Here is a 23,683-nt window from a genome sequence, read left to right on the forward strand (position 1 = left end):
CGGCCGGATTCGGCCACCACCTTCCCGCCGTGCCTAACACGGCGGAAGCGGGAAACGAAAGGGCGCGGGCACGGTTCCGCGGGCTGGCCGTCAAAAACCGCGCCACCCTTTCCACAACGTATAGGCGGCGGTCGCCATGAGAAGGAGACCGACGGCACGCCCGGCCCGGTCGATGCCTGCCGCCCCTCCACGCCATGCCGAACGCGCCTCGGCCGCAGCCAGAGCGAGCCCGCCATAGACCAGGAGCTGCGTCGCCACGATGATCAGGCCGAGCGCGGCCGCCTGCAATCCGATCCAGCCTCGCTCCGGCCTGAGGAACTGCGGGAACACGGCGAACATGAACAGATAGGCCTTGGGATTGAGCAGATTAGTCAGAATGCCACTGCGAAAGGCGGGCCAGGCGCCGCCGGGCCGCCGCTTGCCAACAGGCTGCATCGCGGCGCCGTGCCGCAGCAGCCCAAAACCGAGCCAGGCGACATAGATCGCACCTGCGAGAAGCAGGAGATTGAAGGCCGCCGGCCAGAGCTGCAGGACGAGACCGATGCCGAGCGCCCCCACGACGACATGACAGACCCCGCCGGCCATGACGCCGAAGGTCGCCAGCAATCCATCCCGCCGGCCTCCACCGAGCGCGTTGGCCAGCACCACCGTCATATCCATTCCCGGAACGATCACGATCCCGAAAACGAACAGGAAGAACAGCCACAGATGCATCGCCTCGATCATGGCCAGCCCTCGTCTCGACCGATCGAGGCGGCTTATGCGCGTGCGGCACGCCGCTAGCTGTCAGGAGCCGAAACGCGGGGCGCGCTTGCGGCAGGCGACCCGACACCTTACATTTCCCGGCGAAGGATCCACTCAACTGGCGGGGGCGTTGCGGCATCCGTTGCACAGGAAGGGCACGAGAGAAGGCATGAGCGATCTGACCTCCCAGGATCAGGGCTATGGATCGACCGTGCGACAGGGTTGCCCGTTCCATGACATCCGCCAGAAGCTGCGACATGTCGGGTTGAGGCCGACGCGCCAGCGCGTTTCGCTCGGCTGGGTGCTGTTCGCCAAGGGCGACCGCCACATCAGCGCCGAGATGCTGCACGAAGAGGCCGTGAAGGAGCGCATCCCGGTTTCGCTGGCGACGATCTACAACACGTTGCGCCAGTTCACCGAGGCAGGCCTGCTGCGCGAGCTCGCGATCGACGGCAACAAGACCTATTTCGACACGGCGAGCCACGACCACCATCATTTCGTGGTCGAGGGCGAGAACCGCGTCATCGATATTCCCGCGCAGGAAATCGACGTCGCCACCTTGCCGACGCCGCCTGAGGGCTACGAGATTTCCCATGTCGACGTCGTGGTGCGGCTGCGCAAGATCGACGGCTGACACCTCCTCCGCCGCTTCCGGAGACCTCGCGACATGCGCTTCCCCGACTCGCCGATCTCGCGCCGCGCCCTAGCCGGGCTCCTGCTCGCGGCGACCGTTCCCGCGACGCCGGCGCTGGCCGCGCCCCGGACCCTGCGCGGCACCGTCACCTATCGCGAACGCATGGCCCTGCCGCCCGGCGCGGTCGTCGAAGTCAGGCTGCTCGATGTTTCGCTGGCCGACGCGCCGGCCCGCACCATCGCCGAGACGCGCGTCTACGGCCGCCGCATCCCGGCCCAGTGGATCCTGCGCTTCGACTCGCGACAGATCGAGCCTCGCCACAGCTATGCGCTGCAGGCCCGCATCCTCGACGGCGACCGGCTGCTCTTTATCACCACGGAGCGGCACAGCGTCTTCACGGGCGGCCGGGACGATACCGCCATTCGGGTTCAGCGCGTGGCCGGGCCGGATCAGCCGTCGACCCCGGCGGCGTCGCCCGTGGGAAGCTGGCGTCTCTCCAGCCTGGGAAGCACCCAGGTTCCGGTCTCGATCACGACGACCATGGACATCGCGGCGGACGGCAAGGTCTCCGGCCGGGGCGGCTGCAACGGCTTCGGCGGCAGCGCCACCATCACAGGCGGGGCGATCCGGTTCTCGCGCATAGTCTCGACCATGATGGCCTGCGCGCCGGATGTAATGAGCCAGGAACGCGGTTTCCTCGAGGGGCTCGCCAAGGTCCGCCGCTGGGAACTCCACCGCGGTTCGGGGCTGCTTGCCCTGCTCGACGGCCGCGGACGGCCGCTGATGACGCTGGCCCGGCAGTAGCTCCCGAAATCAGTCGACGTTCTCGTTCGGGTAGACGCCCCAGAGCTTCTCCTGGGGCAGGTAGCCGATGATATTGTGGACGCTGACGCGACACCAGTCATGGCTGCATGCGGCGACGCTGGTCACCACGCCGGGCTGCAGCTCGGCCACGACGGCGGCCTTGCCGTCGGCGGCGCTGCGCAGCGGGAGCAGTTCCTTCTTGTTCTTCGACCAGGGTGCGACGAGCGCGGTGCGGCGTCCGGAGAGCAGGCTGTGCAGCACCCAGCCCTCGGCCCCGTCGGAATCCCGCACGCGCCGCCAGGTCTCGAATTCCGCCGTCACCTCGACCGGCAGTCCCGCCCGCTGGTAGACCCAGCGCGTGCGGTGCTCCTTCGACGGCCCTTCGCGCAAATTCACCCGGTCCGATTTCAGGCTGACATAGCGTGGCACCGGCAGCCCGGTGACCGAACCGGCCTGCATGTCCTGCGCGTGCGCTCCAGCCGTCATCGCAGCGACAAAGAAGCCCGCAGCGACAAGGCACCCTACCCGCACGCTTCGCATCGGCTGCTCTCCTACGCGCCCAACCGCTCTCAGGCGAAGGGTCAAGTTGTCATCCGTCACCGCGCCGCCTAGACAACAGGGAGCCGGCAGCACAGCCGCTCCATTCCTGAGCCACCAGGGTTAACGGTGGGTTGAGGAGGAGCGGTCAATCCGGCGAGACAGGAAGGGAGCCGCCATGTCGAAGAAGAAGCCGCTGGTCGTGGTGACGCGCAAGCTGCCGGCCGTGGTGGAAACCCGGATGCGCGAGCTGTTCGATGCCCAGCTCAACATCGACGACAAGCCGATGTCGCAAGCCGCCCTCGTCGAGGCGATGAAGACCGCCGACGTGCTGGTGCCCACCATCACCGACAAGATCGACGCGGCGCTGATTGCTCAAGCGGGCGAGCAGCTGCGTCTCATCGCCAATTTCGGCAATGGCGTCGACAACATCGACGTCGCCAGTGCCGTGCAGCGCGGCATCACCGTCACAAACACGCCGGGCGTGCTGACCGACGACACCGCCGACATGACGATCGCGCTGATCCTCGCCGTAGCCCGTCGCATCGCCGAAGGCGCCCGCGTCATCCCGGACGACGACTGGGCCGGCTGGTCACCGACCTGGATGCTCGGGCGCCGGATCACCGGCAAGCGGCTCGGCATCGTCGGCATGGGCAGGATCGGCCAGGCCCTGGCCAAGCGCGCCGCCGCCTTCGGCCTCTCGATTCACTATCACAACCGCCGCAGGGTCGATCCCCGCATCGAGGAAAAGCTCGAGGCGACCTATTGGGATTCGCTCGACCAGATGCTGGCCCGGATGGACATCGTCTCGGTCAACTGCCCGCATACGCCGGCCACCTACCACCTGCTCTCGGCCCGGCGCCTCAAGCTGATGAAGCCCGAGGCGATCCTGGTGAACACCGCACGCGGCGAGATCGTCGACGAAACGGCGCTGGCGCGGATGCTGGAGGCGGGCGAGCTCGCCGGCGCCGGCCTCGACGTCTTCGAGCAGCAGCCGGCGATCAATCCGCGCCTGCTCAAGCTCGCGCGCCAGCACAAGGTCGTCGTGCTCCCGCATCTCGGCTCGGCCACCCATGAAGGCCGCGCCGACATGGGCGAGAAGGTCATCGTCAATATCAAGACCTTCATGGACGGCCACAAGCCGCCGGACCGCGTGCTGCCGAGCATGCTCTGACGATCTCGCCGGCCCCTCAGGCGGCGGCGAGGCGGGCCGCCTCGCCCGGCCAGTCCCGATAGTCATCGATGACTGCCGCCGCGCCTGCTGCGAGCAGGCGCTCGCGCATGACCGCCCTGTCATGGGCCGCCCCGGTGAAGCCCGCCACCCGCATGCCAGCGGCCCTGGCGGCCTGGACGCCCGGCACAGAATCCTCCAGCACCAGGCAGCACTCGGGCCGCGCCTGCATCTGCGCCGCGGCGAACAGGAAGACATCCGGCGCCGGCTTGCCGCGCGCGACCTGCGAGGCCGAGAAGACATGCGGATCGAACATGTCGAGCAGGCCGGCCAGGCCGAGATTGTGGCGCAGCGGCCCGAGACTGGTCGAGGATGCGACGCAACGCCGCCCGGCGAGCTCCGCGAGCGCCTCGCGCACCCCCGGCAAGGCTCGCAGCTCGCGCGTGAGCCGAGCGGCGACACCCGCCTCGATCCGGCTCTCGAAATCGGCGGGAAGCGGGCGGCCCAAGGCCGCCTCGATGACCTTGAACCCGTCGGCCAGGGGTATCCCGACGAGATTCTGCAGATAATCGTCAAGTCTCCAGCTCGTCAGGCCGACCTCATGGCACAAGGCGAGGCTGACCTCGCCATAGAGCGTCTCGGTGTCGAGCAGCGTGCCGTCGCAATCGTAGATGACGAGGTCGAACGCCATGGCGCCGGCCTTGACGGCGATCGTCAGGCCGGACGGGCAGTTTCGAACTGCCCGGTCTTGCGGAAGCGCCAGAGGTAGGACGGCACCTCGACCTCGACCGAGACCGGCGCGATGCCGAGCCCCGCGAAATCGCGCCCTTCCTTAACCGCCTCCGGCGAGACGACATTGTCCTGGCCGAGCAGCAGGACCTGGTCCCGCGTCAGCTTCAGCTCGTCGGGCAGCAGGCCAAGCGTCAGCGTGTCGACCAGTTCCAGCACGCGCGCCATCACACCGGCCAGGGGCAAGGGCAGCGAGGCGATCAAGCGCTTGCGGCCGGTCACCTTGCAGACATCCTCGACGATCTGACGCAGGCTCATCACCTCGGGGCCGCCGAGCTCATAGATCTTGCCGGCGGCGACAGTCCCATCAATGGCGCGGGCGACGACCTCGGCCACATCACCGGCAAAGGCCGGCTGCAACTTGGCCGCGCCGTCGCCGACCAGCGGCAGGATCGGCAGCATCCGCGCCATCGAGGCGAAGCGGTTGAAGAACGTATCCTCCGGCCCGAACATCACCGACGGGCGCAGGATGACGGCCTGCGGCACGATCTGGTGCACGGCAGCCTCGCCTTCCGCCTTGGTGCGGGCATAGACCGAGCGCGATTCGGCATCCGCCCCCAGCGCCGAGATCTGCACGAGCCGATTGACGCCGACGGTGGCGCAGGCCTGCGCCACGGCGCGGGCGCCGTTCGCCTGCACGGCCGTGAAGCTCTGGCGGCCCTGCTCCTTCATGATGCCGACGAGATTGATCACGGCATCGGAGCCCATCACCGCAGCGGTGACGGAGGCCGGGTAGCGCAGATTAGCCTGCACCGCATGAATCTGGCCGACGACGCCGAGCGGCTGCAGGAAGCCGGCAAGGTCCGGCCGGCGCACAGCGACCCGCACCCGGTAGCCGCGCTTGACGAGCGCACGCACGACATGGCGTCCAAGGAAGCCGGAGCCGCCGAAGACGGTGACGAGTTGCTGAGCCGGGGCTTGAAGGGCCATCGGGAAAGCTCCGTTTAGAATGCTCCCGCCCTCCTAGATCATGTTCCGCAAAAGTGGAAATCCCTTTTGTTGCGACGCGGCGCAAGACGGGCATGCGAGCGGGCAACGCAGCAAGCCCGCACGACCTGCGCGCGCCGACCGAGCTTCTGTCGAAGGACGGTCCGGCCGTCGCACGGCCTGCTTTTTCAACAACCGAAAAAAAGCCGACACAATTCTTTCGCGATGCCGTTGACAGCGCGCCGCGCCACCCGTAAACGAGCCGCCGTTGCCCAGGTGGCGGAATTGGTAGACGCACCAGCTTCAGGTGCTGGCGCCTGCAAGGGCGTGGAGGTTCGAGTCCTCTCCTGGGCACCACTCTTTCTTCTCAGCAGGAGAAAGAGTCACGGTTTTACAAATGCTTATCGCGTGACTGCTCTACACGGCGGTTTCACATTTGGCCTTTGTGGACCCCATCCCTTCGCTACCAAGTGGGGATCATATTACATCCATGTTCGCGTTCCGAGCGAACTGCGCGAGATCGCTCGGTGATCCAGCCGATCGCGGGTGAATCCGTACCATCGCGCTTACCGGCAAGCTCTACGTCTTGCTGCGCTAAAACCGCGCATGGCAAAACGCCCATCCAGGCCGCCTTCGCGCAGCTGCCGCCTATTGGGATTCGTTGCGCACATCTCCCCGGATACTGATTCCGCTCGAGGTCAATGCCCTCGCGGAAGAGCCCCATCGAGCAGGCAGACTCCAGCCCCGAGCGCGACGGCGATGCGCTTCGTGAACGATGGGCCTGGGTTTCCGCGGACATCGAAACCGCGAAATGGGGGCCTGCTCTTCGCGCAAGCCAACCGCTGCTCCTTACTCAGCCTTCAGCCTGCTCTGTGCAATCGGGCACGTGCTGCCTGCTTGTCGAAGAAGACCGCACAGGCCTCGGCGACGCGCGCCACCGCAGCGTCGTCGACATCGAGATGGGTCACCCAGCGCAACGTGCCGTAGCGCCCGCCGACGGCAATGCCGCGCTCTTGCAGGAACGTGGCGAAAGTGGCGGTGTCGAGCTCCTTCGGCGTCATGAACACCATATTGGTGCGAGCTGGGCCGGCACCGAGCGCGGGGAAGCGCGCCAGCACCTCCGCCAATGCTGCCGCGCGCCGGTGGTCCTCTCCGAGCCGCGAGACATTGTGCTCCAGCGCGTAGATCGCAGCCGCGGCGATCACGCCGGTCTGGCGCATGCCGCCGCCGAGCATCTTCCGGATGCGGCGAGCCTTCTCGATGAAATTCTTCGGGCCGACCAGGATGGAGCCGATCGGGGCGCCGAGCCCCTTGGAGAGACAGAGCGAGACCGTATCGAACTGCCCGGCGATCCAGGCCGCATCCCGGTTGCTCGCTGCGGCGGCGTTCATCAGGCGGGCGCCATCGAGATGGGTGGCAAGGCCCCGCGAGCGGGCGAGCCCGGTTGCAGCCTCCAGATAAGCGTCAGGCAGTACGATGCCGTTGAAGGTGTTCTCCAGCGCCAGCAGGCGCGTCATCGCGAAATGGAAATCGTTCGGCTTGATCGCGTCTGCGATGGCGCCGAGCGCGATCGTGCCGTCTGGCTCGTTGGGCAGGGGTTGGGGCTGGATCGAGCCGAGCACTGCCGCGCCACCGCCTTCCAACCGATAGGTATGGGCCATCTGGCCGACGAGATATTCCTCGCCGCGGCCGCAATGAGCCATCAGCGCAGCGAGATTCGCTTGCGTTCCAGTCGGAAAGAAGAGGGCTGTTTCCTTGCCCAGCCGCTCGGCGGTCATGGCTTCGAGGCGCTTGGTCGTCGGGCAATCGTCATAGACGGCGTCGCCAACTTCAGCCGCCGCCATGGCGGCACGCATGCCGTCGCCAGGGCGCGTCACCGTATCCGAACGGAAGTCATTCACGATCATCGATCCGATCCTATAGGCTTGTGCGTCTACCCTATCGGGCGCCAGCCGGGCATATCATGCAAAAATGGAAGGGGTGGGCTCAGCATTCCGGCAGGTTGACCGCCAGCCCGCCGAGGCTGGTTTCCTTGAAGCGCTCATTCATCGCTTCGCCGGTCTGCCGCATCGCCTCGATGCAGTTGTCCAGCGGCATGAAATGCGAGCCGTCGCCGCGCAGCGCAAGCGACGCGGCCGCCACCGCCTTGATCGCGCCGATGCCGTTGCGCTCGATGCAGGGTACCTGCACCAGCCCCGCTGCAGGGTCGCAGGTCATGCCGAGGTGATGTTCCAGCGCGATCTCGGCAGCATTCTCGATCTGGGCGGGCGAGCCGCCGAGCACGGCGCAGAGCCCGGCCGCGGCCATCGCGGCGGCGGAACCGACCTCGCCCTGGCATCCCGCCTCGGCTCCGGAGATCGAGGCATTGTGCTTGATCAATCCGCCGATCGCGGCTGCCGTCAGCAGAAAGTCCGAAACCTTCTCGGGTTCCGCCCCAATGCAATGGTCGAGGTAGTAGCGCAGCACCGCGGGCACGACGCCGGCGGCCCCGTTGGTCGGCGAGGTCACCACCCGTCCGCCAGCCGCGTTCTCCTCGTTCACCGCCATGGCGTAGACGCTGAGCCAGTCGGTCGAGGCATGCGGCTGCGAGCGGTTGGCCAGCTTCTCGGCGGTCAATTGCCGGTGGATGCGCGCCGCCCTGCGCCGCACCCGCAGACCGCCGGGCAATTCGCCCTCCTGGCTGAGCCCCCGCTCGATGCAACCGTTCATCACCGACCAAAGGCGAGAAAGGCCACGATCGACCTCCTCTTCCGGCTGGAGATGGATCTCGTTAGCGCGCTTCATCTGCGCGATCGACAGGCCGCTCTCACGCGCCATGCGCAGCATCGCCGCAGCGTTCGCGAAGGGATAGGGCCAGGATGCCGCCTCTATCGCAGCTGCAGGGGCTTCACGCTCCTGCGCCGTCACCACGAAGCCGCCGCCGATCGAATAATAGGTCTCGGACAACAGCTCGGTCCCACTGGCAGCGCGGGCCCGGAAGACGAGCCCATTGGCATGCCCCGGCAGGGGCGGCCCGTAATCGAAGACGATGTCTGTCGCAGGGTCGAACGCCAGGGGCGGCAAGCCCTCATGGTGCAACTGATGGCTGCGGCCGAGCTCGTCGAGCTGGCGCTCGGCCGCGTCGAAATCGAAGGTTGCGGGCTGCCAGCCGAGCAAGCCGAGCGCCACGGCCCGATCCGTGGCATGGCCTTTCCCCGTGAAGGCGAGGGATCCATGAAGGGTCACATCGACGGCCGAGGCATCATGGCGAGACCGATATTGCCGCAGACGATTCAAGAACTGTCCTGCGGCGGTCATCGGCCCCATCGTATGTGACGATGACGGGCCGATCCCGATCTTGAAGACATCGAACACGCTCAGGAACATCAATCCCTCCAGCCGGGCGTGGTCCTAAACGGCCGCGGCGACAGAGCAAGCTGCGTAATCTCAGACGGAGATCGCCATGCCGTCGCGCTGCGGATCGGCTCCGCCCGCGCACAGGCCATCGGCGATTCCGATCGCATGAAGGGCGGCGAAAGGGAATGTCTGGGCAGAGCGTTTGACGTCATATCCCGCGGCAGTGAGCTCGGCGCTGACATTGCGGCGGATGCGGTTGGAGATGTCGATCATGTTCGAGACTGCCATAACCCGCGGCGCCGCGACGGCCTCGAAGGGCGACATGCCGAAATCGATCATGTTCATAATGCCTTGCGCGACGGCCGGGGCGATATAGCTGCCGCCGGGCGCGCCGATGACGATGCGCGGGGTCTCGCCGTCAAACACGATAGTCGGGGCGGCCGAGGAGGCGCGGCGCTTGCCCGGCGCGATCGACGCCGCCCGCCCGGGGCGCGGGTCGAAGCGGCTCATGGTGCCGTTATAGATGAAGCCGAGTCCGTCGGAGATCGCACCGGACGGGCTACCCAGGGTATGGGTCAACGCCACGGCGTTGCCCTCGCGATCGACGACCGTGACATGGGTCGTCTCGCGCTGCGACTTGTCCAGCCTGCTGATCACAGCGCGCTCGCCGCGCTTGATCGCCGACGCCTGCTCAGCCGCATGCTCCTTGGAAATCAGGCGGTCGACAGGCACGTCGACATAGGCTGGATCGCCCATGAAGCGATCCTTGTCGATAGTCATGCGGCGCATCGCCTCGGCGAGCAGGATGATGTGCTCCGCGCTGCCATGCTTGAGTGCGCCGATGTCGAAATTCTCGAGGATGTGCAGCATCTGCAGCATCGACATGCCACTGGCTGGCGGCGGGCTCGTCGAGATGCGGTAGCCACGATAGGAGCCCCAGATGGGCTTCGCGACGGAGAGCCCGTAGGCCGCGAAATCACGCTCGCCGATCAGCCCGCCCTGGGCCGCGAAATCGGCCGCCATGCGGGCTGCCAGCGCGCCATGGTAGAAATCGTCCGGGCCACTGCTCGCGAGATTCTCCAGCGTGGCGGCGAGATCGGGGTTGAGCAGGATGTCGCCGACGCGCTTCGGCGTGCCGTCGGGCCGGAAGTAGACCTCGCGCCCGGTCTTGCTGTAGCGCAGCTTGTCGCCGGTATTGACCTCGCCGCCGCCGCTCTGGTCCTGGCTCCAGAACCAGTGCATGTGCGGACGGACGAGCACGCCCTCATGCGCTTGCCGGATCGCAGGGGCCATCACGTCGCGCCAGTCCATCGTGCCGAATTGCGAGAGCGCATAGGCATAGCCCTTGACGCTGCCGGGCGTGCACACGGCAAGATGGCCGAACTCGTTGATGCCGCCCTTGAGCAGGAAGGCGAAGCCGTCCCGCGTCTGGCCCAGGAGATTCGGCAGCCACATGTCCGGCGTCGCTGCCAGCGGAGCCCTGGCGTAGAACTCGACGATCTCGTGGACGCCGCGGCGCGGCATATAGACCTGCATCGAGCCGAAGCCACCGATGCCACACATCAGCGGGTCGACCACGCCCTGCATGAAGGCGCAGGCGATGGCCGCGTCGATGGCATTGCCGCCGCGTTCGAGAACCTCGGCCCCGGCTTCCGCCGCTTCGGGCTGCGGCGCGACGATCATCGCATTCTTCATCGTCACCATCGGTGCACACTCATTGCAGGGCTGCAGTTGCGGTAAAGGTATAGCCCACGCCGTAGACGACCTTGATCGGTGCCGATAGCCCTGTGCGTTCCTCGATCTTCCGGCGCAATCGGCTGACGATGGCGTCGAGATGGCGGTTGCCGAATTGCGACCTGGGGCGGGCGAGCATCTCCATCAAGTCGTCGCGCTGGCAGGTGCCGCCGCGGCTGCACAGCGCATCCAGGAATGCGAACTCGGTCGCAGTCAGCTTGAGCGAACGATGGTTGGGCGCGGTCAGAAGCCAGTTCGTGCCGTCCAGCACCCATTGATCGCCATTGCCAGCGGAGCCCGGCGAGCTGCCGTTTCGCCGCAGCAGGCTGCGGATCGCCGCTTCGATCTCGCGCAGCGTGCTGTGCTTGACGAGATAGATATCGGCGCCGCTCTCGAAACCGTGGATGCGATCGTCGCTGTCACCGAGCGCAGTCAGCATGATGATGCCGCAGCGATGGCTTTCGCGGATCTCACTCGCCAGCTCGAAGCCGTTGCCGTCCGGCAGCCCGACATCGAGGACGATGACGTCGGGCGAACGGGTTTCCGCCAGGGTCTGGCGCAGCTCCAGCGCCGTAGACACTCCGCTGGCCGAGAATCCGCACAGCCCGAGGAAATCGACCAGGTCCTTGCGCAGCCTCGCTTCGTCCTCGACGATCAGAACATGCGTCATGCTGTCGTCTCCTCCGGCAGTTCGATCTTGGATCCCTCGCGAGACGCAGGCAGGCGCAGGGTAGCCGTCGTTCCCCCTCCGTCGCTCGAAGCGAGCTGCAGCGTTCCGCCGTGATAGGCCAGGAACCTGTGCGCTACATAGAGCCCGAGACCGGTGCCTGTGCACGCCTTGGCGTTGGAGGCCCGGAAGAAGCGGCGTCCGATCTTGCTGGCTTCGGCCCGCGGAATGCCGATGCCGCGATCGTGGACCTCGATCACGATGGCCCCCTCTTCCCGCCGGGCTTCGATGCGGATCGAAGGGTCGTCGGGTGCATATTTCAGAGCGTTGTCGATCAGATTGATCAGCACCGTTCCGAGCATGTCCGGGTCGGCATGGAGATAGGCTGTTTCGTCGGCTACATGAAACTGCAGCCGATCCCCGCGCGCGGTCATTTCGAAATGCAGCCGTGCATCGCCGATCAGGGAGCCAAGCTGCACCGGCTCCGGCTGGAAGCCATTGTCGCGGTCGTCCGCCATGAACCTGTCGATCAGGGAAAAGAGGCGATTGAGGGCCTCGCCGATCCCTGCGAGACGCTCCCGGGTAGCGGCGGAGGATGTGTCGCCGATGAGCCCGATCATCTCGACCGCATTGCGAATGATCGCGAGCGGCGTGCGGAACTCGTGGCTGACGACGCGCATGAAGTCGGCCTGCTCGTCGCGCAGGGCGCGCTCGGCCTCCAGGCTGGCGCTCAGCCTGCTCTCGAGTCGCCTCCTCTCCTCCACTTCACGCAACAGCGCATCATGCTTGCCGCGCAGATCGGCGGAGAGCCGCGAACTGACCATGAAGAGAAGGCAGGCGAAGAACGCAATCAGGAAAAGCGTGCCCTGCAGCAGATACCAGGCGTTCCGGTCGGCCAGGATCGGGGCGCTGTCGAAATCGGCAGGCAGGCGATATTCGAGAACACTCTGCAGGATGCTGGCCGCCATATACTCGGCGAGGATGCCGATGGTGATCCAGCGCAGAAGCGTGGGCTGGGTCCTGTCGCGCGCAAGCCCCAGGCACATCACCGACATCATGATCACGGTGAAGATGGTCGAGCTGTGAATCCGGATCGCGACGTTGTCGGGGTCGGTCGCGACCGCCGTGCTCCAGACAATGAGCTGGAAGACGAGGAGCGAGATACCGATCCAGCTATGGCGAGGTTGCCCCAGGAAGCGGGCGAGGCCCTCGGCAAGCAGGACGAGCCCCAGCTTGATGACGGTGTTGTGCAGGACGATCGCGACGGCGCCCGGCTCCGCGCCACGAAGGATCATCAGGAGCAGGCCGATGGCGATGGCCCCGAAACCGGCGGCAAGGAACTTGAGCTCGTAGAGATGGCGCCAGGCCCGCCACACGAAGACCCAGGCGACGGCCTGCAAGCTTGCGGTCGCCAGGGCGACGACCAGCACGGTCTTGAGATCAAGCATTTCGATCAAAATTCATGAATCAGCCCCGCCGACGCGCGAGAATATCTGAAAATTTATACCTTACTAGATTTGCGTTGAGATCTATGAGAAGGGCAATTGTCAGTTTTCGTCAGAATTCAATCGAATTCAACGGTAGTTTGACCCGACTTCGGATTCTACTCTGCCGTCGCTGACGGACCGCTTGCCGAGTGGGCGGCGAAGCAGCGCCGCTGCGTCGAAAGCATAACGCGGGACGCGGGATGGAGGGCGAACGGATTCCTGATCCGTTCGTGCGGCAGGGGGGCTTTGATGACGGTTCGTGGCCACGGTTCGCTGACGCACCCATTTTTAACACGCGCGGCCGCGGCAGCCTCCCTACCAGGATCGGCCGCTTCCTCCCTTGCCGCCGCGAGAGGAGAGATCGACACGCAGGCGAGTTCCGCCCCCAGGCGGCAGATCCTACGCTTGACGACATCCCGGACCTGCCTGGGCCTCGCCTTGTCGCTTGGTGCGGGGCTGCCGCTATGGTCTCAGGCAGCGTCCGCGCAGCAGATCACCCAGGGCGGCGGCAACGGCACGGGCTATTCCTTCGGGAGCGGCGGCCTCGCAGGCGGCGGCGGCGGGAGCGGCGACCGCACCATCGGTATTTTTGGGGGCGATGGCGGCTCGGCAGCACAGACACCCGGCGGTTCGGCGACGGCGGGAACGCGTGGTCACGACGATGCCGGCGGGCTGGGCGGAGCAGGCGGGGCGCCAGGCGCTCCCAATGACCTCTCTGCTGGCGGCGGTGGCGGCGGCGGCCGCGGCAGTTATGATCCCGGATTCCCCCGCAATGGCGGAGCGGGTGGAGCCGGCGGCGGTGGCAACCTCCTCACGACAACCTCTCCGCTCTCCCTCGGCTCGGCTTATGCCGGTGGCACGGGAGCGGCCGGGTCCTTTGGCGGCTCCCAAGCCGGCAGTGGCGGCGGTGGCGGTGGCGGTGGCGGCCTCATCCTGACGGGCGCTGGCGTCACCATGAATACGAACGGGTTCGCTGTCTCGGGCGGTGGCGGCGGCAGCGCCGGCGGCGCCGGTGCGGGCGCAGGAGGTGGCGGCGCCGGGCTGGTGCTGCTCAATGGCGGCGCGATCACTGTCGCCGCCGGAGCGGGCGGCGTCAGCGTCATCAGCGGCGGCCGGGGCAGTGATAGTTATGAGGGCGGGCACGGCGGTGCCGGACTGTTCCTGTACAATGGCGGTAGCTTGTCCCACCAGGCTGGCTCGATCAGCGGCGGTGCGGGTGGGGCGTGGGCCTGGGCCGGCTCCGGCGGCGCCGGTGTGCTGAGCAATCTCGGCATCATCGACAACCGGGCCGCGATCACAGGCGGCAAGGGAGGCGATTCGAACGCAGGCGGGACTGGCTACGGCCGAGGCGGCGCCGGCCTGGAAGCCTGGGGCGGCTCGATCGCCAACATGGCGGGCGGCAGCATCGCGGGCGGGGCGGGCGGGAACCAGTCCGACGCCAACCCTGTCTATGTCGCGGGAGGCGGCGGCGCCGGCATCGTCTTCCGGGACGGCCAGACCGCAAGCCTGGACAATGCCGGGACGATTTCCGGCGGCAATGGCGGCACTGCCGCTTCCAGCAGCCATGGCGCGGGCGGCGTCGGCATCGTCGGCGCGGCGAGCGGCGGCATCTCCATCATCAATTCAGGAATGATCGCGGGCGGGCTTTCCGGCGACGGCGTGACGCGCGCCAACGCGGTCGCGCTCTCCGGCAGCAACAACCGCTTCGAGATCCGGGCGGGCTCGAGGACCGATGGCAATGTCGTGGTTCAGGGCGGCGGCACCAACAATGTGCTGGCGCTGGGCGGAAGCTCCAACGGCAGCGTCAATATCGGCAATCTGGTGAGCAGCCATACCGGCTTTTCGGCTTACGAAAAGACGGGCTCGTCGACCTGGACGCTATCGGGCGGCGGTAGCCAGCGCTGGCTCATTCGTGAAGGGACGCTCAGCGGCAACTCCTCCAGCATGGCTGGTGACTTGACCTTCGATACAGGGGCAGGCACGCGCGGCGTCGTCTTCACCCAGGGGACGGGCGGCACCTATTCCGGGACGATCTCGGGGGATGGCGGCTTCGCCTTGACGGGAGCGTCGGGCGGCGGCCTCACGCTGACCAGCGCGCAGAGCTTTACCGGAACGACCACGATCCAGAACGGAACGCTGAAGATGGGCGCGCCGAACGCGCTGGCGTCCTCTGCAGGGATCGCCCTCACCGCAGGCACCTGGGACCTCAACGGCTACAATCAAACCGTGAACAGCCTGGTCGGAGACGCCGGTACCCGGGTCGCGTTGGGGTCGGCGACACTGACCATCAACAACAGCGCCTTGGCAGGCTATGTCGGCGATATTTCCGGCTCTGGCAGTTTGACAAAGTCGGGGACGGGCTGGCTCACGCTGGGGGGAACCAACACCTATTCCGGCCCAACCAATGTCACTGAAGGGACGCTGGCGATCCGCCAAAACGGATCCCTTCGCAACTCGTCCGCGATCAACATCTCCAACGGCGCCCGGTTCAACGTCTACGAGCCCAACGCCCTGTCGCCCACGGCGCCGGTCAACCTGACCGGGGCTGGTTCGGACTTCTTCCTCGCTTTCGACCAACAGATCGGTTCGCTCAGCGGCGGGGTCGACACGCAGGTATCGTTCAATGCCGGAGCTGTGCTGACCACGGGAGGAAACAACACGGACGCCATCTTCAGCGGCTATCTGGGCGTAAATGGCCGGGGAGCCCTGACCAAAGTCGGCACGGGCAGTTTCACGCTGAATGAGACGAACAGCTACCCTGGGCCGACGATCGTCGACGGCGGCTCGCTGATCGTGAACGGCTCGATCGTGTCATCCTCGGGCGTGACGGTCGCGGCCGGCGCGCTGCTGGGTGGCTCGGGGGTCGTCCCGACGACGGTCATCAATGGCGGAACGCTTTCTCCGGGCAACTCGCCCGGAACGCTGGAGGTCCGCGGGAACCTGACCTTCAATCCCGGCTCGACCTATCTGGCCGAGATCCATGGAGCGGTTTCGGACCGGGTGGAGGTCGGCGGCACGGCGGCACTGGCAGGAACGCTGCGGCTGGTACCATTGGGAGGCGCCTACAGCTTCAACAGTCCCTATATGCTGCTCTCCGCGAATGACGGGGTTACGGGCACCTTCAGCCCGGTCAACACGACGGGAAGCTTCGGCGACGGCGTCGCCACAACGGTAAGCTACACCGCCAACGAAGTGCTGCTGACGCTCGCGCCGAAGCCGCTGACACCCGTCGACCCATCGGTCACGACGCCGGGGGACCCTCCGGCAGGGCCTGTCTTCATCGGGGTGAGCGGGCCGAGGAACGCCTATGCCATCGGCAAGGCGATCGACGGAGCCGTGGAAAATGGCGGTGACCCATCCGTACTGTTCGGAATCTACAACCTGCCGGCCGCCGCGATCCCGGCGGCGGTGAACAGCTTGTCGGGCGAGATCCATACGGCAGCACCGGCGATGGCGAGCCTTGCCTCCGACCAGTTCCTGCGCGCGATGCTTGACCCGACAGCGGCCGGGCGACTTGGGGCCGTCCCCACCGGGCCAGGCCTGGCGGCCTTCTCCGGCCGCCAGCGCAAGGGCACGGATGAGCCCTTCGCTCCCTCGCGGCTCGACGTACCGTTCTATTCGGTCTGGGGCTCGGCTTACGGTTCCTACGGGCGCACCGACGGTAATGCCACCATCGGCTCGGTGAAGCGGACGATCGATGACGCGCACCTGGCCACTGGTATCGATCTTCGGCTGCTGCCGGGAACGGTGGCCGGCATCGCGGTTTCGGGCGGGCGGGCGCGTGCCTCGCTGCCGGGCGTGCTCGGCAAGATCGACGCGGATGTGTTCCAGGCGGGTCTGTACGGCGTGGCGCAGCTCGGGCCGGTGAAGCTCGGCGGGGCCTTGAGCTATGCGCGGCTGGATAACGACGTCAGCCGCGGGATCCCTGCCCTGGGCTCCAACCTCTCCTCCTCCTACGTGACGACGGCCTGGAGTGGACGGCTGCAGGCGAGCGCAGCGCTGCCCGGCTGGAATGGTTTCTCGCTTTCGCCGCTGGCTGCGGTCCAGGCGATCCGGGCGCGCAGTCCGGCAGTGATCGAAACGAACTGGGCCGGTGCCAATGCCGGCGCACTGGCCTTCGGCAAGCGCAGCGACATCACCGCCCGCAGCGAGCTCGGCTTGCAGCTCGACGCCGACACCTTGCTCGGCGGCGTGCCAGTGACCGGCTATGTCCGGGCAGCCTGGGCGCACTATTTCCGGCGCGATGCGGACCTGACCGCGAGCCTGATCGGACTGCCCGGCGCAAGCTTCACGGCGACCGGCGCCCAGCTCGACCGCAACAGCGCGCTCGTCAGCGCCGGTATCACAGCCAGGTTGAGCGAGCGCGTCACACTCGGCCTCAACCTCGACGGCGAGCTCTCCGCCAACGGCAACCGCATCGGTGGCGCCGCTCAGATCAGCGTCAGTTTCTGAAAGAAAACCCCTCGCTCAAGCACGATCGTTCCGTCGGCGAGCGCCCTTTCGGCCAGCAGCGATGCGCTTCAAAGAGACAGATCCAGGACTTTTCCCTCGAACAGGCGGTCGTAGGACCCCTGGATATGTCGGCGCATGGCGTCGCGCGCTTCGACCTCCTTGCGGTCGCGAATCGCGGCGAAAATCGCATCGTGCTCGTCGAGCACACCGACCAGTCCGCCGGCCGGCCCCAACAATGACAGGCCGTGCAGTTTCATGCCGACATTGATGTGGTCCTTCAGCGCCTGCATCGAGGACAGGAAGAAGTAGTTGTTCGCCGCTTCAGCGATGGCGATGTGGAAGGCATAGTCCGCATCCTCTCGGTGACCATGGGCACGGGTCGTGTCGCGCATCAGTTCGAGCGCTCGGCCGATCGCAGCGAGCGCGACGTCGTTGTGCCGCTTGGCAGCGTAGAAGGCGTTCGCCGGCTCGACCTCCAGACGGAATTCGTAACAGCGCTGCACGTCGGCGATGGTGCCCACGGGGGCGAAAGCCAGCGCCTTGCCCTGCTCTGCTTCGCTGCCGCGCACGAAAGAACCGGCCCCCTGTCGCGAAAACACCAACCCGTCATCACGCAGCCGCCGCAGCGCCTCGCGGATCACGGGGCGTGAAACGCCGTAGAGCGCAGCGAGATCATGCTCGCCGGGCAGGCGCGTGTTCGCCGCATATTCACCCGAGGCGATCCGGGCGCGTAGCTGGTGGTGCACGCGCTGCACGAGCGGCGAAGGAGGGGCGCCGGCGGAAGGCTGCGATCCGGAAAGCTGATCCATGACCTCATGCTTACAAGCAATTACAACTTCGTCAAGTCCGCCATTTTCAGCCTAAGATTCCGGTGTCACCGCCGATTTTCGCATGAAAATTACAACATGTTGACATGTAGTCAGCATTGCGCTTCCATAAGCGCAAGGTCCGCAGAGGCCAGCGACAGGAAACGCCCACGACACCGCCCTATGGCGGGTTCGCACACGAACCTCTCCTGGCTCGCTCTCCCTGGACCCTGGACAGCAGGTGGATGATGGCCGACGTCAGGACGAACCGTTTCAAGCGCGATCTGGGCAAGCGACAACAGCTCGGCATCTTCTCGACCTTCGCGAGCCCCGCGCTCACCGAAATGTTCGCCCAGCTCGGCTTCGACTGGCTGCTGCTCGACACCGAGCACAGCCCGAACGAGCCGTCGGAGGTCGTCGCTCAGCTGCAGGTCATGGCAGCGCTGCCGGCCGAGCCGATCGTGCGCCCGGCCTGGAATGACATGGTCATGGTCAAGCGCTGGCTCGATTTCGGAGCGCAGACCCTGCTCTTCCCCTATGTCCAGAATGCCGAGGAGGCGACGCGCGCCGTCAGCTACACGCGCTATCCGCCCCATGGGGCGCGCGGCGTCTCCGGTTCGTCGCGGGCGGCGGCCTATGGGCTGATCCCGGATTATTTCGCCAAGGTCCAGAAGGAGATCTGCGTCATCGTGCAGATCGAGACGACGGAGGCGCTGTCGCGGATCGAGGAGATCGCGCAGGTCGACGGCGTCGACGCCGTCTTCATCGGCCCTGCCGATCTCGCCGCCTCCATGGGCCATCTCGGCAATACGCAGGCTCCCGAAGTCCAAGCTGCAATCGACGACGGCTTCAGGCGCCTGAAGGCGATCGGCAAGTCGGCCGGCTATCTCACGAACAACGAAGGCGAAGCGGTACGCCGCGTCGCCCAAGGCATCGATTTCGTCGGCGTCGCCAACGACACGACAATCGTCGCCCGTGGCGCCCGCTCGCTCCTCGCCACGGTGAAGGGCGGCTGAGATGACGATGTGCCGGCAACCCCTGCGGCTGCTCGCCGACGACCTGACGGGCGCGCTCGACGCGGCAGCCGCCTTCGCGTCGCCGTCCGAGCCGGTCGCGGTCTGCTGGCGCGGCGAGGTGCCCGGAGCAGGCGCGATCGCGCTCGACAGCCGCTCGCGCGAAGCCTCGCCCGAGGCGGCGAGCGCCGCCGTCGCCGCTGTGGCGCCCGCACTTTTCGCCGCCGGAACGGGCCTCGCCTTCAAGAAGATCGACAGCCTGCTGCGCGGGCAGGAGGCGGCGGAGCTCGCCACCATCCTCGACCTGCTAAGGCCGTATCGCTGCATCATCGCGCCGGCCTTCCCGGCGCAACGGCGTGTCACGCGCGGCGGGCGCCAGCATGTTCTCGAACCCGCGGGGGTTCGTCTCCTGCCCGCCGATCTCGCCGCCGACCTTGCGGGGGCCGGACATGACGTCGCCAAGGCGGCGCCCGGTGATGCCGTGCCCAAGGGCGTGAGCCTCTGGGATGCCGAGACCGATGCCGATCTCGATATGATCGTCGCAGCGACGAGCGGGCCTGGCGAGGTTCTCTGGATCGGCAGCGCGGGCCTGGCTGCGGCGCTGGCGCGAGCAATGGGCTTCCAAAGTGCGGAAGCGGTGGTTGCCCTGCCCAAACCGATCATCGGTTTCGTCGGTTCGGAGCACGAGATGATGCATGCACAGCTCGCGGCACTGGGCACACGGCATTTGCGGCTTTCCGCGCGAACAGGCGGCGAGGCTGCCGAGATCGACCGCCGGTTGGCCGACGATGGCATCCTCTTCGCCAGTGTCGAGCTTCCAGCCGGCCTCTCCCGGGGAAAGGCTGCCCAGGCGATCGAAGCCCGGTTCGGCGCGCTGTTGGCGGAGCTGGACCGACCGGCCACTCTCTTCGCGGCCGGCGGCGAGACCTTGCGGGGACTGTGCGAGGCGCTGGGGGCCGAGCGGCTGGACGCTATCGGCGAGGTCGCGCCAGGCGTGCCGCGCTCGATTCTGCGCGGTGGGCGCTGGGACGGTGTGACGATCGTCTCGAAATCCGGGGCCTTCGGCGGCTCCAGCCTTCTCATCGACATCTTCGCGGACAACGCCGCGACACTCGCCGGAGCGGCAGCATGAAACCCCATCTCGCCATCACCATGGGCGATCCCGCCGGTATCGGTCCGGAGATCATCATCAAGGCCTGCCTTAAGCTGAAGGACCGGCTCACGAAGGGCGATCTGCGCCTGCTGGTGATCGGCAGCAACCCCGCCCTGGCGGCGGCACGCCGCATGCTCAGCGCCGAGATCGCTATTCCCGAGGTGGCCGAACCCGATGACTGGCCGAACCTCGCCTGTCTCCAGGCCGGGCCAGAGGGCGAGCCGATCAGGCCGGGCGAGCTCAGCGCCGATGGCGGCCGCTTCGCCTATCTCGCGGTCGAGACAGCGGTGCGTCTTGCTCAGGCCGACCGCATCCAGGGCATCGTCACCGCGCCGCTGAACAAGGAAGCGCTGAACAAGGCCGGCTACAAATTCGCTGGCCATACCGACATGCTGGCGAGCCTCACCGCCTCCAAGGGGTCGGTGATGATGCTCGCCCACGGCAATATGCGGGTCAGCCACGTCACCACCCATGTCGCTCTCAGGGACGTGCCGGACAAGCTGACGCCGGAGCGCCTGCGCTATGTGATCGAGCGCACGGACGAGGCGTTGCGGGCGCTCAAACTCGGCCGCCGGAGAATCGCCGTCGCCGCCCTCAATCCCCACGCCGGCGAAGGCGGCCTGTTCGGCAGGGAAGACGATGAGGTTTCGGCGCCGACCATCGCCAAGGCGGTGGCGGATGGGTTCGACGTGGTCGGCCCCGTGCCCGGCGACACCGTCTTCGTCAAGCTGCGGGCCAGGCAATACGACGCCGTGGTCGCGATGTACCACGACCAAGGGCATATCCCGGTCAAGCTGCTCGGCTTCAACGTCAATCCGCTGACCGGCACCTGGGATGCGCTATCCGGCGTCAACATCACCCTCGGCCTGCCGATCGTTCGCGTCTCGGTGGATCACGGCACGGCTTTCGACATCGCCGGCAAGGGCATCGCCAACGAACTCAGCCTGATCGAAGCCATCGAATACGCCGAGAAACTGGCCGCGGCGCGCGGCATCGCCGCGGCGTCGAACGCTGTCGACAGCGCGGCGTAAGGGAGGCACCCCGATGAACATCCACAGCCCGAAGCCGCTCACGGCCACGAGCCTGGCGACGCCGATCACGATCCAGCGCCCGCGGATCATTGAGTTCGGCGCCGGCACAGCCGCACTCGCCGGCCGCTGGGCCGCCGAGCAAGGGTTCGACCGCATCCTCGTCGTCGCCGACGCTTTCAATGCACACCGTGTCGCGACGCTGGAACTGAAGGGTACGGTCACGGTGTTCGGCACCGTCCGCCCGGAGCCGGACGTGCCAAATCTCGAGGACGCGCTCGCACTGGCGAGCGAGGTAGAGCCGGATCTCGTCATCGGCTTCGGCGGCGGCAGTGCCATGGATCTCGCCAAGCTGGTCGCGGTCCTGCCGGGCTCCGGCCAGACGCTGCATGAGGTTGTCGGCCCCGAGAAGGTGGCGCGCAAGGCCGCTGCGCTGATGCAGGTGCCGACGACGTCCGGCACGGGCTCGGAAGCTGGCACGCGCGCTCTCGTCACCGACCCGGCGACGCAGAACAAGCTCGCTGTGCAGAGTCTGCACATGCTCGCCGACATCGCGATCATCGACCCTGCGCTGACGCTGACCGTACCGCCGGCTGTGACGGCAGCGACCGGCGTCGACGCGATGGCGCATTGCGTCGAGGCCTTCACCAGCAAGAAGGCCCACCCGCTGATCGACATGTATGCGCTGGAGGGCGTGGCACTCGTCGGCCGTTTCCTGGCGCGGGCCATCTCGGACGGTTCCGATATCGAGGCGCGGGCGGGCCTCTCGCTCGCCTCGCTCTATGGCGGCTTCTGTCTCGGGCCGGTGAACACAGCGGCGGGCCATGCCGTGGCCTATCCGCTCGGCACACGCCACCACATCGCCCATGGCGCGGCGAATGCGTTGATCTTCCCGCATACGCTCGCCTTCAACGCCCCCGCGGCGCCGGAGAAGACGGCGGCGATCCTCGCCGCGCTCGGCCTGAAGGGCGGCTCGCGCGAGGAGGATGTCCTTGCCGCCGCGTATCGCTACTGCGCCGATCTCGGCTGCGAGATGACGCTCTCGGGCTTGAAGGTGCCACGCGACGATCTGCCGGCGATGGCGAGCGAGGCGCACGCCATTCGCCGCCTGCTCGACAACAACCCCCGCGACATCAGCCGCGCAGAGATCCTCGCCATCTATGAGGAGGCCTATTGATGGGTGCTCATTCGACCGTCATCGAGCCGGCAGGCCTCTCCGAGCGCAACGGAGCCTTGCATCCGCGCGAGGGTGATGCCGCCCGCACCGAGGCTTATCTGCCGAGCCCGTGCGTACAAAACCACGCCGCCAATCTCGCCGTGCTCGGCAATGGCGATCTCACCTGCGTCTGGTTCGGCGGCACGCAGGAAGGCATTCCGGACATCTCGGTCTACTTCTCGCGGCTGGCGAAAGGCGCGGAGCGCTGGAGCGCTCCGGAGAAGCTCTCCGATGATCCGGGCCGCTCCGAGCAGAACCCGGTCCTGTTCACCACGCCGAAGGGCGAGCTCTGGCTGATCTGGACCGCGCAGATCTCGGGCAATCAGGATACCTCGCTCATCCGCAAGCGCGTCTCGCGCGATCACGGCGTTACCTGGGGGCCGATCGAGACGCTGTTCGAGGCACCTGAGGGCCATGGGCTGTTCGTGCGCCAGCCGCCCGTCGTCCTCGACGACGGAGCCTGGGCGATCCCGGTCTTCCACTGCGTCAGCGTGCCCGGCCGGAAATGGGTCGGCGACCGCGACGTCAGCGCCGTGCGGATCTCGACCGACGAGGGTAAGACATGGAACGAGCATGTCGTGCCGGGCTCGCTCGGCTGCGTGCACATGAACGTGCTGAAGACGGCGGGAGGGCTCGTCGCGCTCTACCGCAGCCGCTGGGCCGACCATGTCTATATCAGCCGCTCGACCAATGGCCGCGACTGGTCCGCGCCGGAGCCAACCGAGCTGCCGAACAACAACTCCTCGGTGCAGGCGACAGTGCTGGCCGACGGGCGCATCGCGCTGGTCTTCAACAAGGCGAGCCGGCTCGATGCCACCGATCGCCGCACCGGCCTCTATGACGACATCGAGGACGAAAGCGAACCGGTCGTCGCGGCTGCCGAGACTCCCGTCCCCTCGGCCTCCGAGCACACCGCCTTCTGGGGAGCGCCGCGCGCGCCGATGACGCTCGCGATCTCCGCCGATGGCGGCCGAAGCTGGCCGGTGCAGCGCAATCTGGAAGAGGGCGACGGCTACTGCATGACCAACAACTCGAAGGACGGGCTGAACCGCGAGTTCTCCTATCCCTCGATCACGCAGACGCCGGACGGCGAGATCCAGATCGCCTTCACCTATTGGCGCCGCGCCATCAAGCACGTCCGCGTCGCGCCCGGCTGGGCGGAGCGCGGCTGAACGACATCAGAAG

Annotated in this window: 19 protein-coding genes and 1 tRNA gene; 10 read left to right on the forward strand and 10 right to left on the reverse strand. The window is 66.9% G+C overall.

Annotated features, from left to right (window positions below):
- Positions 1–90 precede the first annotated feature (90 nt).
- Positions 91–726: a LysE family translocator gene (locus CE453_RS23875; protein WP_089176844.1), complete on the reverse strand. Its 636-nt coding sequence runs from the start codon at positions 724–726 to the stop codon at positions 91–93.
- Positions 727–913: 187 nt separating this feature from the next.
- Between CE453_RS23875 and irrA the strand changes: the two genes are divergently transcribed.
- Both irrA and CE453_RS23885 read left to right on the forward strand, forming a co-directional pair.
- Positions 914–1,378, forward strand: a complete 465-nt coding sequence (gene irrA, locus CE453_RS23880) for an iron response transcriptional regulator IrrA (protein ID WP_089176845.1) — start codon at positions 914–916, stop codon at positions 1,376–1,378.
- 33 nt (positions 1,379–1,411) lie between these two features.
- Positions 1,412–2,182, forward strand: coding sequence for a YbaY family lipoprotein (locus CE453_RS23885; protein WP_089176846.1), 771 nt, complete (start codon positions 1,412–1,414; stop codon positions 2,180–2,182).
- 9 nt (positions 2,183–2,191) lie between these two features.
- Here the strand turns inward: CE453_RS23885 and CE453_RS23890 are convergent, their stop codons facing one another.
- Positions 2,192–2,722: an SH3 domain-containing protein gene (locus tag CE453_RS23890; RefSeq protein ID WP_089176847.1), complete on the reverse strand. Its 531-nt coding sequence runs from the start codon at positions 2,720–2,722 to the stop codon at positions 2,192–2,194.
- Positions 2,723–2,897: 175 nt separating this feature from the next.
- Between CE453_RS23890 and CE453_RS23895 the strand changes: the two genes are divergently transcribed.
- Positions 2,898–3,893 carry a 2-hydroxyacid dehydrogenase gene (locus tag CE453_RS23895; protein ID WP_089176848.1) on the forward strand — a complete coding sequence of 332 codons (996 nt, stop codon included), beginning with the start codon at positions 2,898–2,900 and terminating at the stop codon, positions 3,891–3,893.
- A 16-nt stretch (positions 3,894–3,909) separates the two neighbouring features.
- Here CE453_RS23895 and CE453_RS23900 read toward each other — a convergent pair whose 3' ends face one another.
- Both CE453_RS23900 and CE453_RS23905 read right to left on the reverse strand, forming a co-directional pair.
- Positions 3,910–4,581 carry an HAD family hydrolase gene (locus CE453_RS23900; protein WP_089176849.1) on the reverse strand — a complete coding sequence of 224 codons (672 nt, stop codon included), beginning with the start codon at positions 4,579–4,581 and terminating at the stop codon, positions 3,910–3,912.
- 23 nt (positions 4,582–4,604) lie between these two features.
- A complete protein-coding gene (locus CE453_RS23905; RefSeq protein ID WP_089176850.1) occupies positions 4,605–5,609 on the reverse strand; it encodes a complex I NDUFA9 subunit family protein in 1,005 nt (334 codons plus the stop codon).
- A 267-nt stretch (positions 5,610–5,876) separates the two neighbouring features.
- On the opposite strand from CE453_RS23905, the gene CE453_RS23910 reads away from it, so the two are divergent.
- A tRNA-Leu gene (locus CE453_RS23910) sits at positions 5,877–5,963 on the forward strand.
- A gap of 503 nt (positions 5,964–6,466) precedes the next feature.
- On the opposite strand, the gene ltaE is transcribed toward CE453_RS23910, so the two are convergent.
- The 5 genes from ltaE to CE453_RS23935 form a co-directional block, all read right to left on the reverse strand.
- Positions 6,467–7,513, reverse strand: a complete 1,047-nt coding sequence (gene ltaE / locus CE453_RS23915; RefSeq protein ID WP_089176851.1) for a low-specificity L-threonine aldolase — start codon at positions 7,511–7,513, stop codon at positions 6,467–6,469.
- A gap of 79 nt (positions 7,514–7,592) precedes the next feature.
- Positions 7,593–8,972 (reverse strand): L-serine ammonia-lyase, encoded by a 1,380-nt coding sequence (locus CE453_RS23920; protein WP_089176852.1) that lies wholly within the window; start codon positions 8,970–8,972, stop codon positions 7,593–7,595.
- 60 nt (positions 8,973–9,032) lie between these two features.
- Entirely contained in the window at positions 9,033–10,637 is a 1,605-nt protein-coding gene (gene ggt, locus CE453_RS23925) for a gamma-glutamyltransferase (RefSeq protein ID WP_089178119.1), read from the reverse strand.
- A 19-nt stretch (positions 10,638–10,656) separates the two neighbouring features.
- A complete protein-coding gene (locus CE453_RS23930; protein WP_089176853.1) occupies positions 10,657–11,346 on the reverse strand; it encodes a response regulator transcription factor in 690 nt (229 codons plus the stop codon).
- On the reverse strand, positions 11,343–12,791 hold the full coding sequence (locus CE453_RS23935) for a sensor histidine kinase (RefSeq protein ID WP_089178120.1): 1,449 nt from the start codon (positions 12,789–12,791) through the stop codon (positions 11,343–11,345). The genes CE453_RS23930 and CE453_RS23935 overlap by 4 nt, the downstream gene beginning before the upstream one ends.
- A gap of 444 nt (positions 12,792–13,235) precedes the next feature.
- Here CE453_RS23935 and CE453_RS29505 point away from each other — a divergent pair, with 444 nt between their 5' ends.
- Entirely contained in the window at positions 13,236–17,282 is a 4,047-nt protein-coding gene (locus CE453_RS29505) for an autotransporter domain-containing protein (protein ID WP_089176854.1), read from the forward strand.
- Positions 17,283–17,350: 68 nt separating this feature from the next.
- Here CE453_RS29505 and CE453_RS23945 read toward each other — a convergent pair whose 3' ends face one another.
- Positions 17,351–18,091: a FadR/GntR family transcriptional regulator gene (locus CE453_RS23945; protein WP_089176855.1), complete on the reverse strand. Its 741-nt coding sequence runs from the start codon at positions 18,089–18,091 to the stop codon at positions 17,351–17,353.
- Between the two features lie 242 nt (positions 18,092–18,333).
- On the opposite strand from CE453_RS23945, the gene CE453_RS23950 reads away from it, so the two are divergent.
- Genes CE453_RS23950 through CE453_RS23970 form a run of 5 tightly spaced genes read left to right on the forward strand, consistent with a single transcriptional unit; the run spans position 18,334 to position 23,670 of the window.
- The gene (locus CE453_RS23950) at positions 18,334–19,104 is read left to right on the forward strand and encodes an HpcH/HpaI aldolase family protein (protein WP_089176856.1); all 771 of its coding nucleotides are present in this window, start codon (positions 18,334–18,336) and stop codon (positions 19,102–19,104) included.
- Positions 19,105–19,111: 7 nt separating this feature from the next.
- A complete protein-coding gene (locus CE453_RS23955; RefSeq protein WP_210191861.1) occupies positions 19,112–20,233 on the forward strand; it encodes a four-carbon acid sugar kinase family protein in 1,122 nt (373 codons plus the stop codon).
- Positions 20,230–21,285 (forward strand): 4-hydroxythreonine-4-phosphate dehydrogenase PdxA, encoded by a 1,056-nt coding sequence (gene pdxA, locus CE453_RS23960; protein ID WP_089176858.1) that lies wholly within the window; start codon positions 20,230–20,232, stop codon positions 21,283–21,285. Before CE453_RS23955 ends, pdxA begins: the two co-directional genes overlap by 4 nt.
- A 13-nt stretch (positions 21,286–21,298) precedes the next feature.
- The gene (locus CE453_RS23965) at positions 21,299–22,459 is read left to right on the forward strand and encodes an iron-containing alcohol dehydrogenase (protein WP_089176859.1); all 1,161 of its coding nucleotides are present in this window, start codon (positions 21,299–21,301) and stop codon (positions 22,457–22,459) included.
- Positions 22,459–23,670, forward strand: coding sequence for a sialidase family protein (locus CE453_RS23970; protein ID WP_089176860.1), 1,212 nt, complete (start codon positions 22,459–22,461; stop codon positions 23,668–23,670). The genes CE453_RS23965 and CE453_RS23970 overlap by 1 nt, the downstream gene beginning before the upstream one ends.
- Positions 23,671–23,683: the final 13 nt, after the last annotated feature.

This window comes from Bosea sp. AS-1 (assembly GCF_002220095.1).
Lineage (GTDB): Bacteria > Pseudomonadota > Alphaproteobacteria > Rhizobiales > Beijerinckiaceae > Allobosea.

Coding starts and splice junctions, on each gene's coding strand:
- CE453_RS23875 (WP_089176844.1), bottom strand. CDS start 726: ATGATCGAGGCGATGCATCTGTGGCTGTTCTTCCTGTTCGTTTTCGGG.
- irrA (WP_089176845.1), top strand. CDS start 914: ATGAGCGATCTGACCTCCCAGGATCAGGGCTATGGATCGACCGTGCGA.
- CE453_RS23885 (WP_089176846.1), top strand. CDS start 1,412: ATGCGCTTCCCCGACTCGCCGATCTCGCGCCGCGCCCTAGCCGGGCTC.
- CE453_RS23890 (WP_089176847.1), bottom strand. CDS start 2,722: ATGCGAAGCGTGCGGGTAGGGTGCCTTGTCGCTGCGGGCTTCTTTGTC.
- CE453_RS23895 (WP_089176848.1), top strand. CDS start 2,898: ATGTCGAAGAAGAAGCCGCTGGTCGTGGTGACGCGCAAGCTGCCGGCC.
- CE453_RS23900 (WP_089176849.1), bottom strand. CDS start 4,581: ATGGCGTTCGACCTCGTCATCTACGATTGCGACGGCACGCTGCTCGAC.
- CE453_RS23905 (WP_089176850.1), bottom strand. CDS start 5,609: ATGGCCCTTCAAGCCCCGGCTCAGCAACTCGTCACCGTCTTCGGCGGC.
- ltaE (WP_089176851.1), bottom strand. CDS start 7,513: ATGATCGTGAATGACTTCCGTTCGGATACGGTGACGCGCCCTGGCGAC.
- CE453_RS23920 (WP_089176852.1), bottom strand. CDS start 8,972: ATGTTCCTGAGCGTGTTCGATGTCTTCAAGATCGGGATCGGCCCGTCA.
- ggt (WP_089178119.1), bottom strand. CDS start 10,637: ATGAAGAATGCGATGATCGTCGCGCCGCAGCCCGAAGCGGCGGAAGCC.
- CE453_RS23930 (WP_089176853.1), bottom strand. CDS start 11,346: ATGACGCATGTTCTGATCGTCGAGGACGAAGCGAGGCTGCGCAAGGAC.
- CE453_RS23935 (WP_089178120.1), bottom strand. CDS start 12,791: ATGCTTGATCTCAAGACCGTGCTGGTCGTCGCCCTGGCGACCGCAAGC.
- CE453_RS23945 (WP_089176855.1), bottom strand. CDS start 18,091: ATGGATCAGCTTTCCGGATCGCAGCCTTCCGCCGGCGCCCCTCCTTCG.
- CE453_RS23950 (WP_089176856.1), top strand. CDS start 18,334: ATGATGGCCGACGTCAGGACGAACCGTTTCAAGCGCGATCTGGGCAAG.
- CE453_RS23955 (WP_210191861.1), top strand. CDS start 19,112: ATGTGCCGGCAACCCCTGCGGCTGCTCGCCGACGACCTGACGGGCGCG.
- pdxA (WP_089176858.1), top strand. CDS start 20,230: ATGAAACCCCATCTCGCCATCACCATGGGCGATCCCGCCGGTATCGGT.
- CE453_RS23965 (WP_089176859.1), top strand. CDS start 21,299: ATGAACATCCACAGCCCGAAGCCGCTCACGGCCACGAGCCTGGCGACG.
- CE453_RS23970 (WP_089176860.1), top strand. CDS start 22,459: ATGGGTGCTCATTCGACCGTCATCGAGCCGGCAGGCCTCTCCGAGCGC.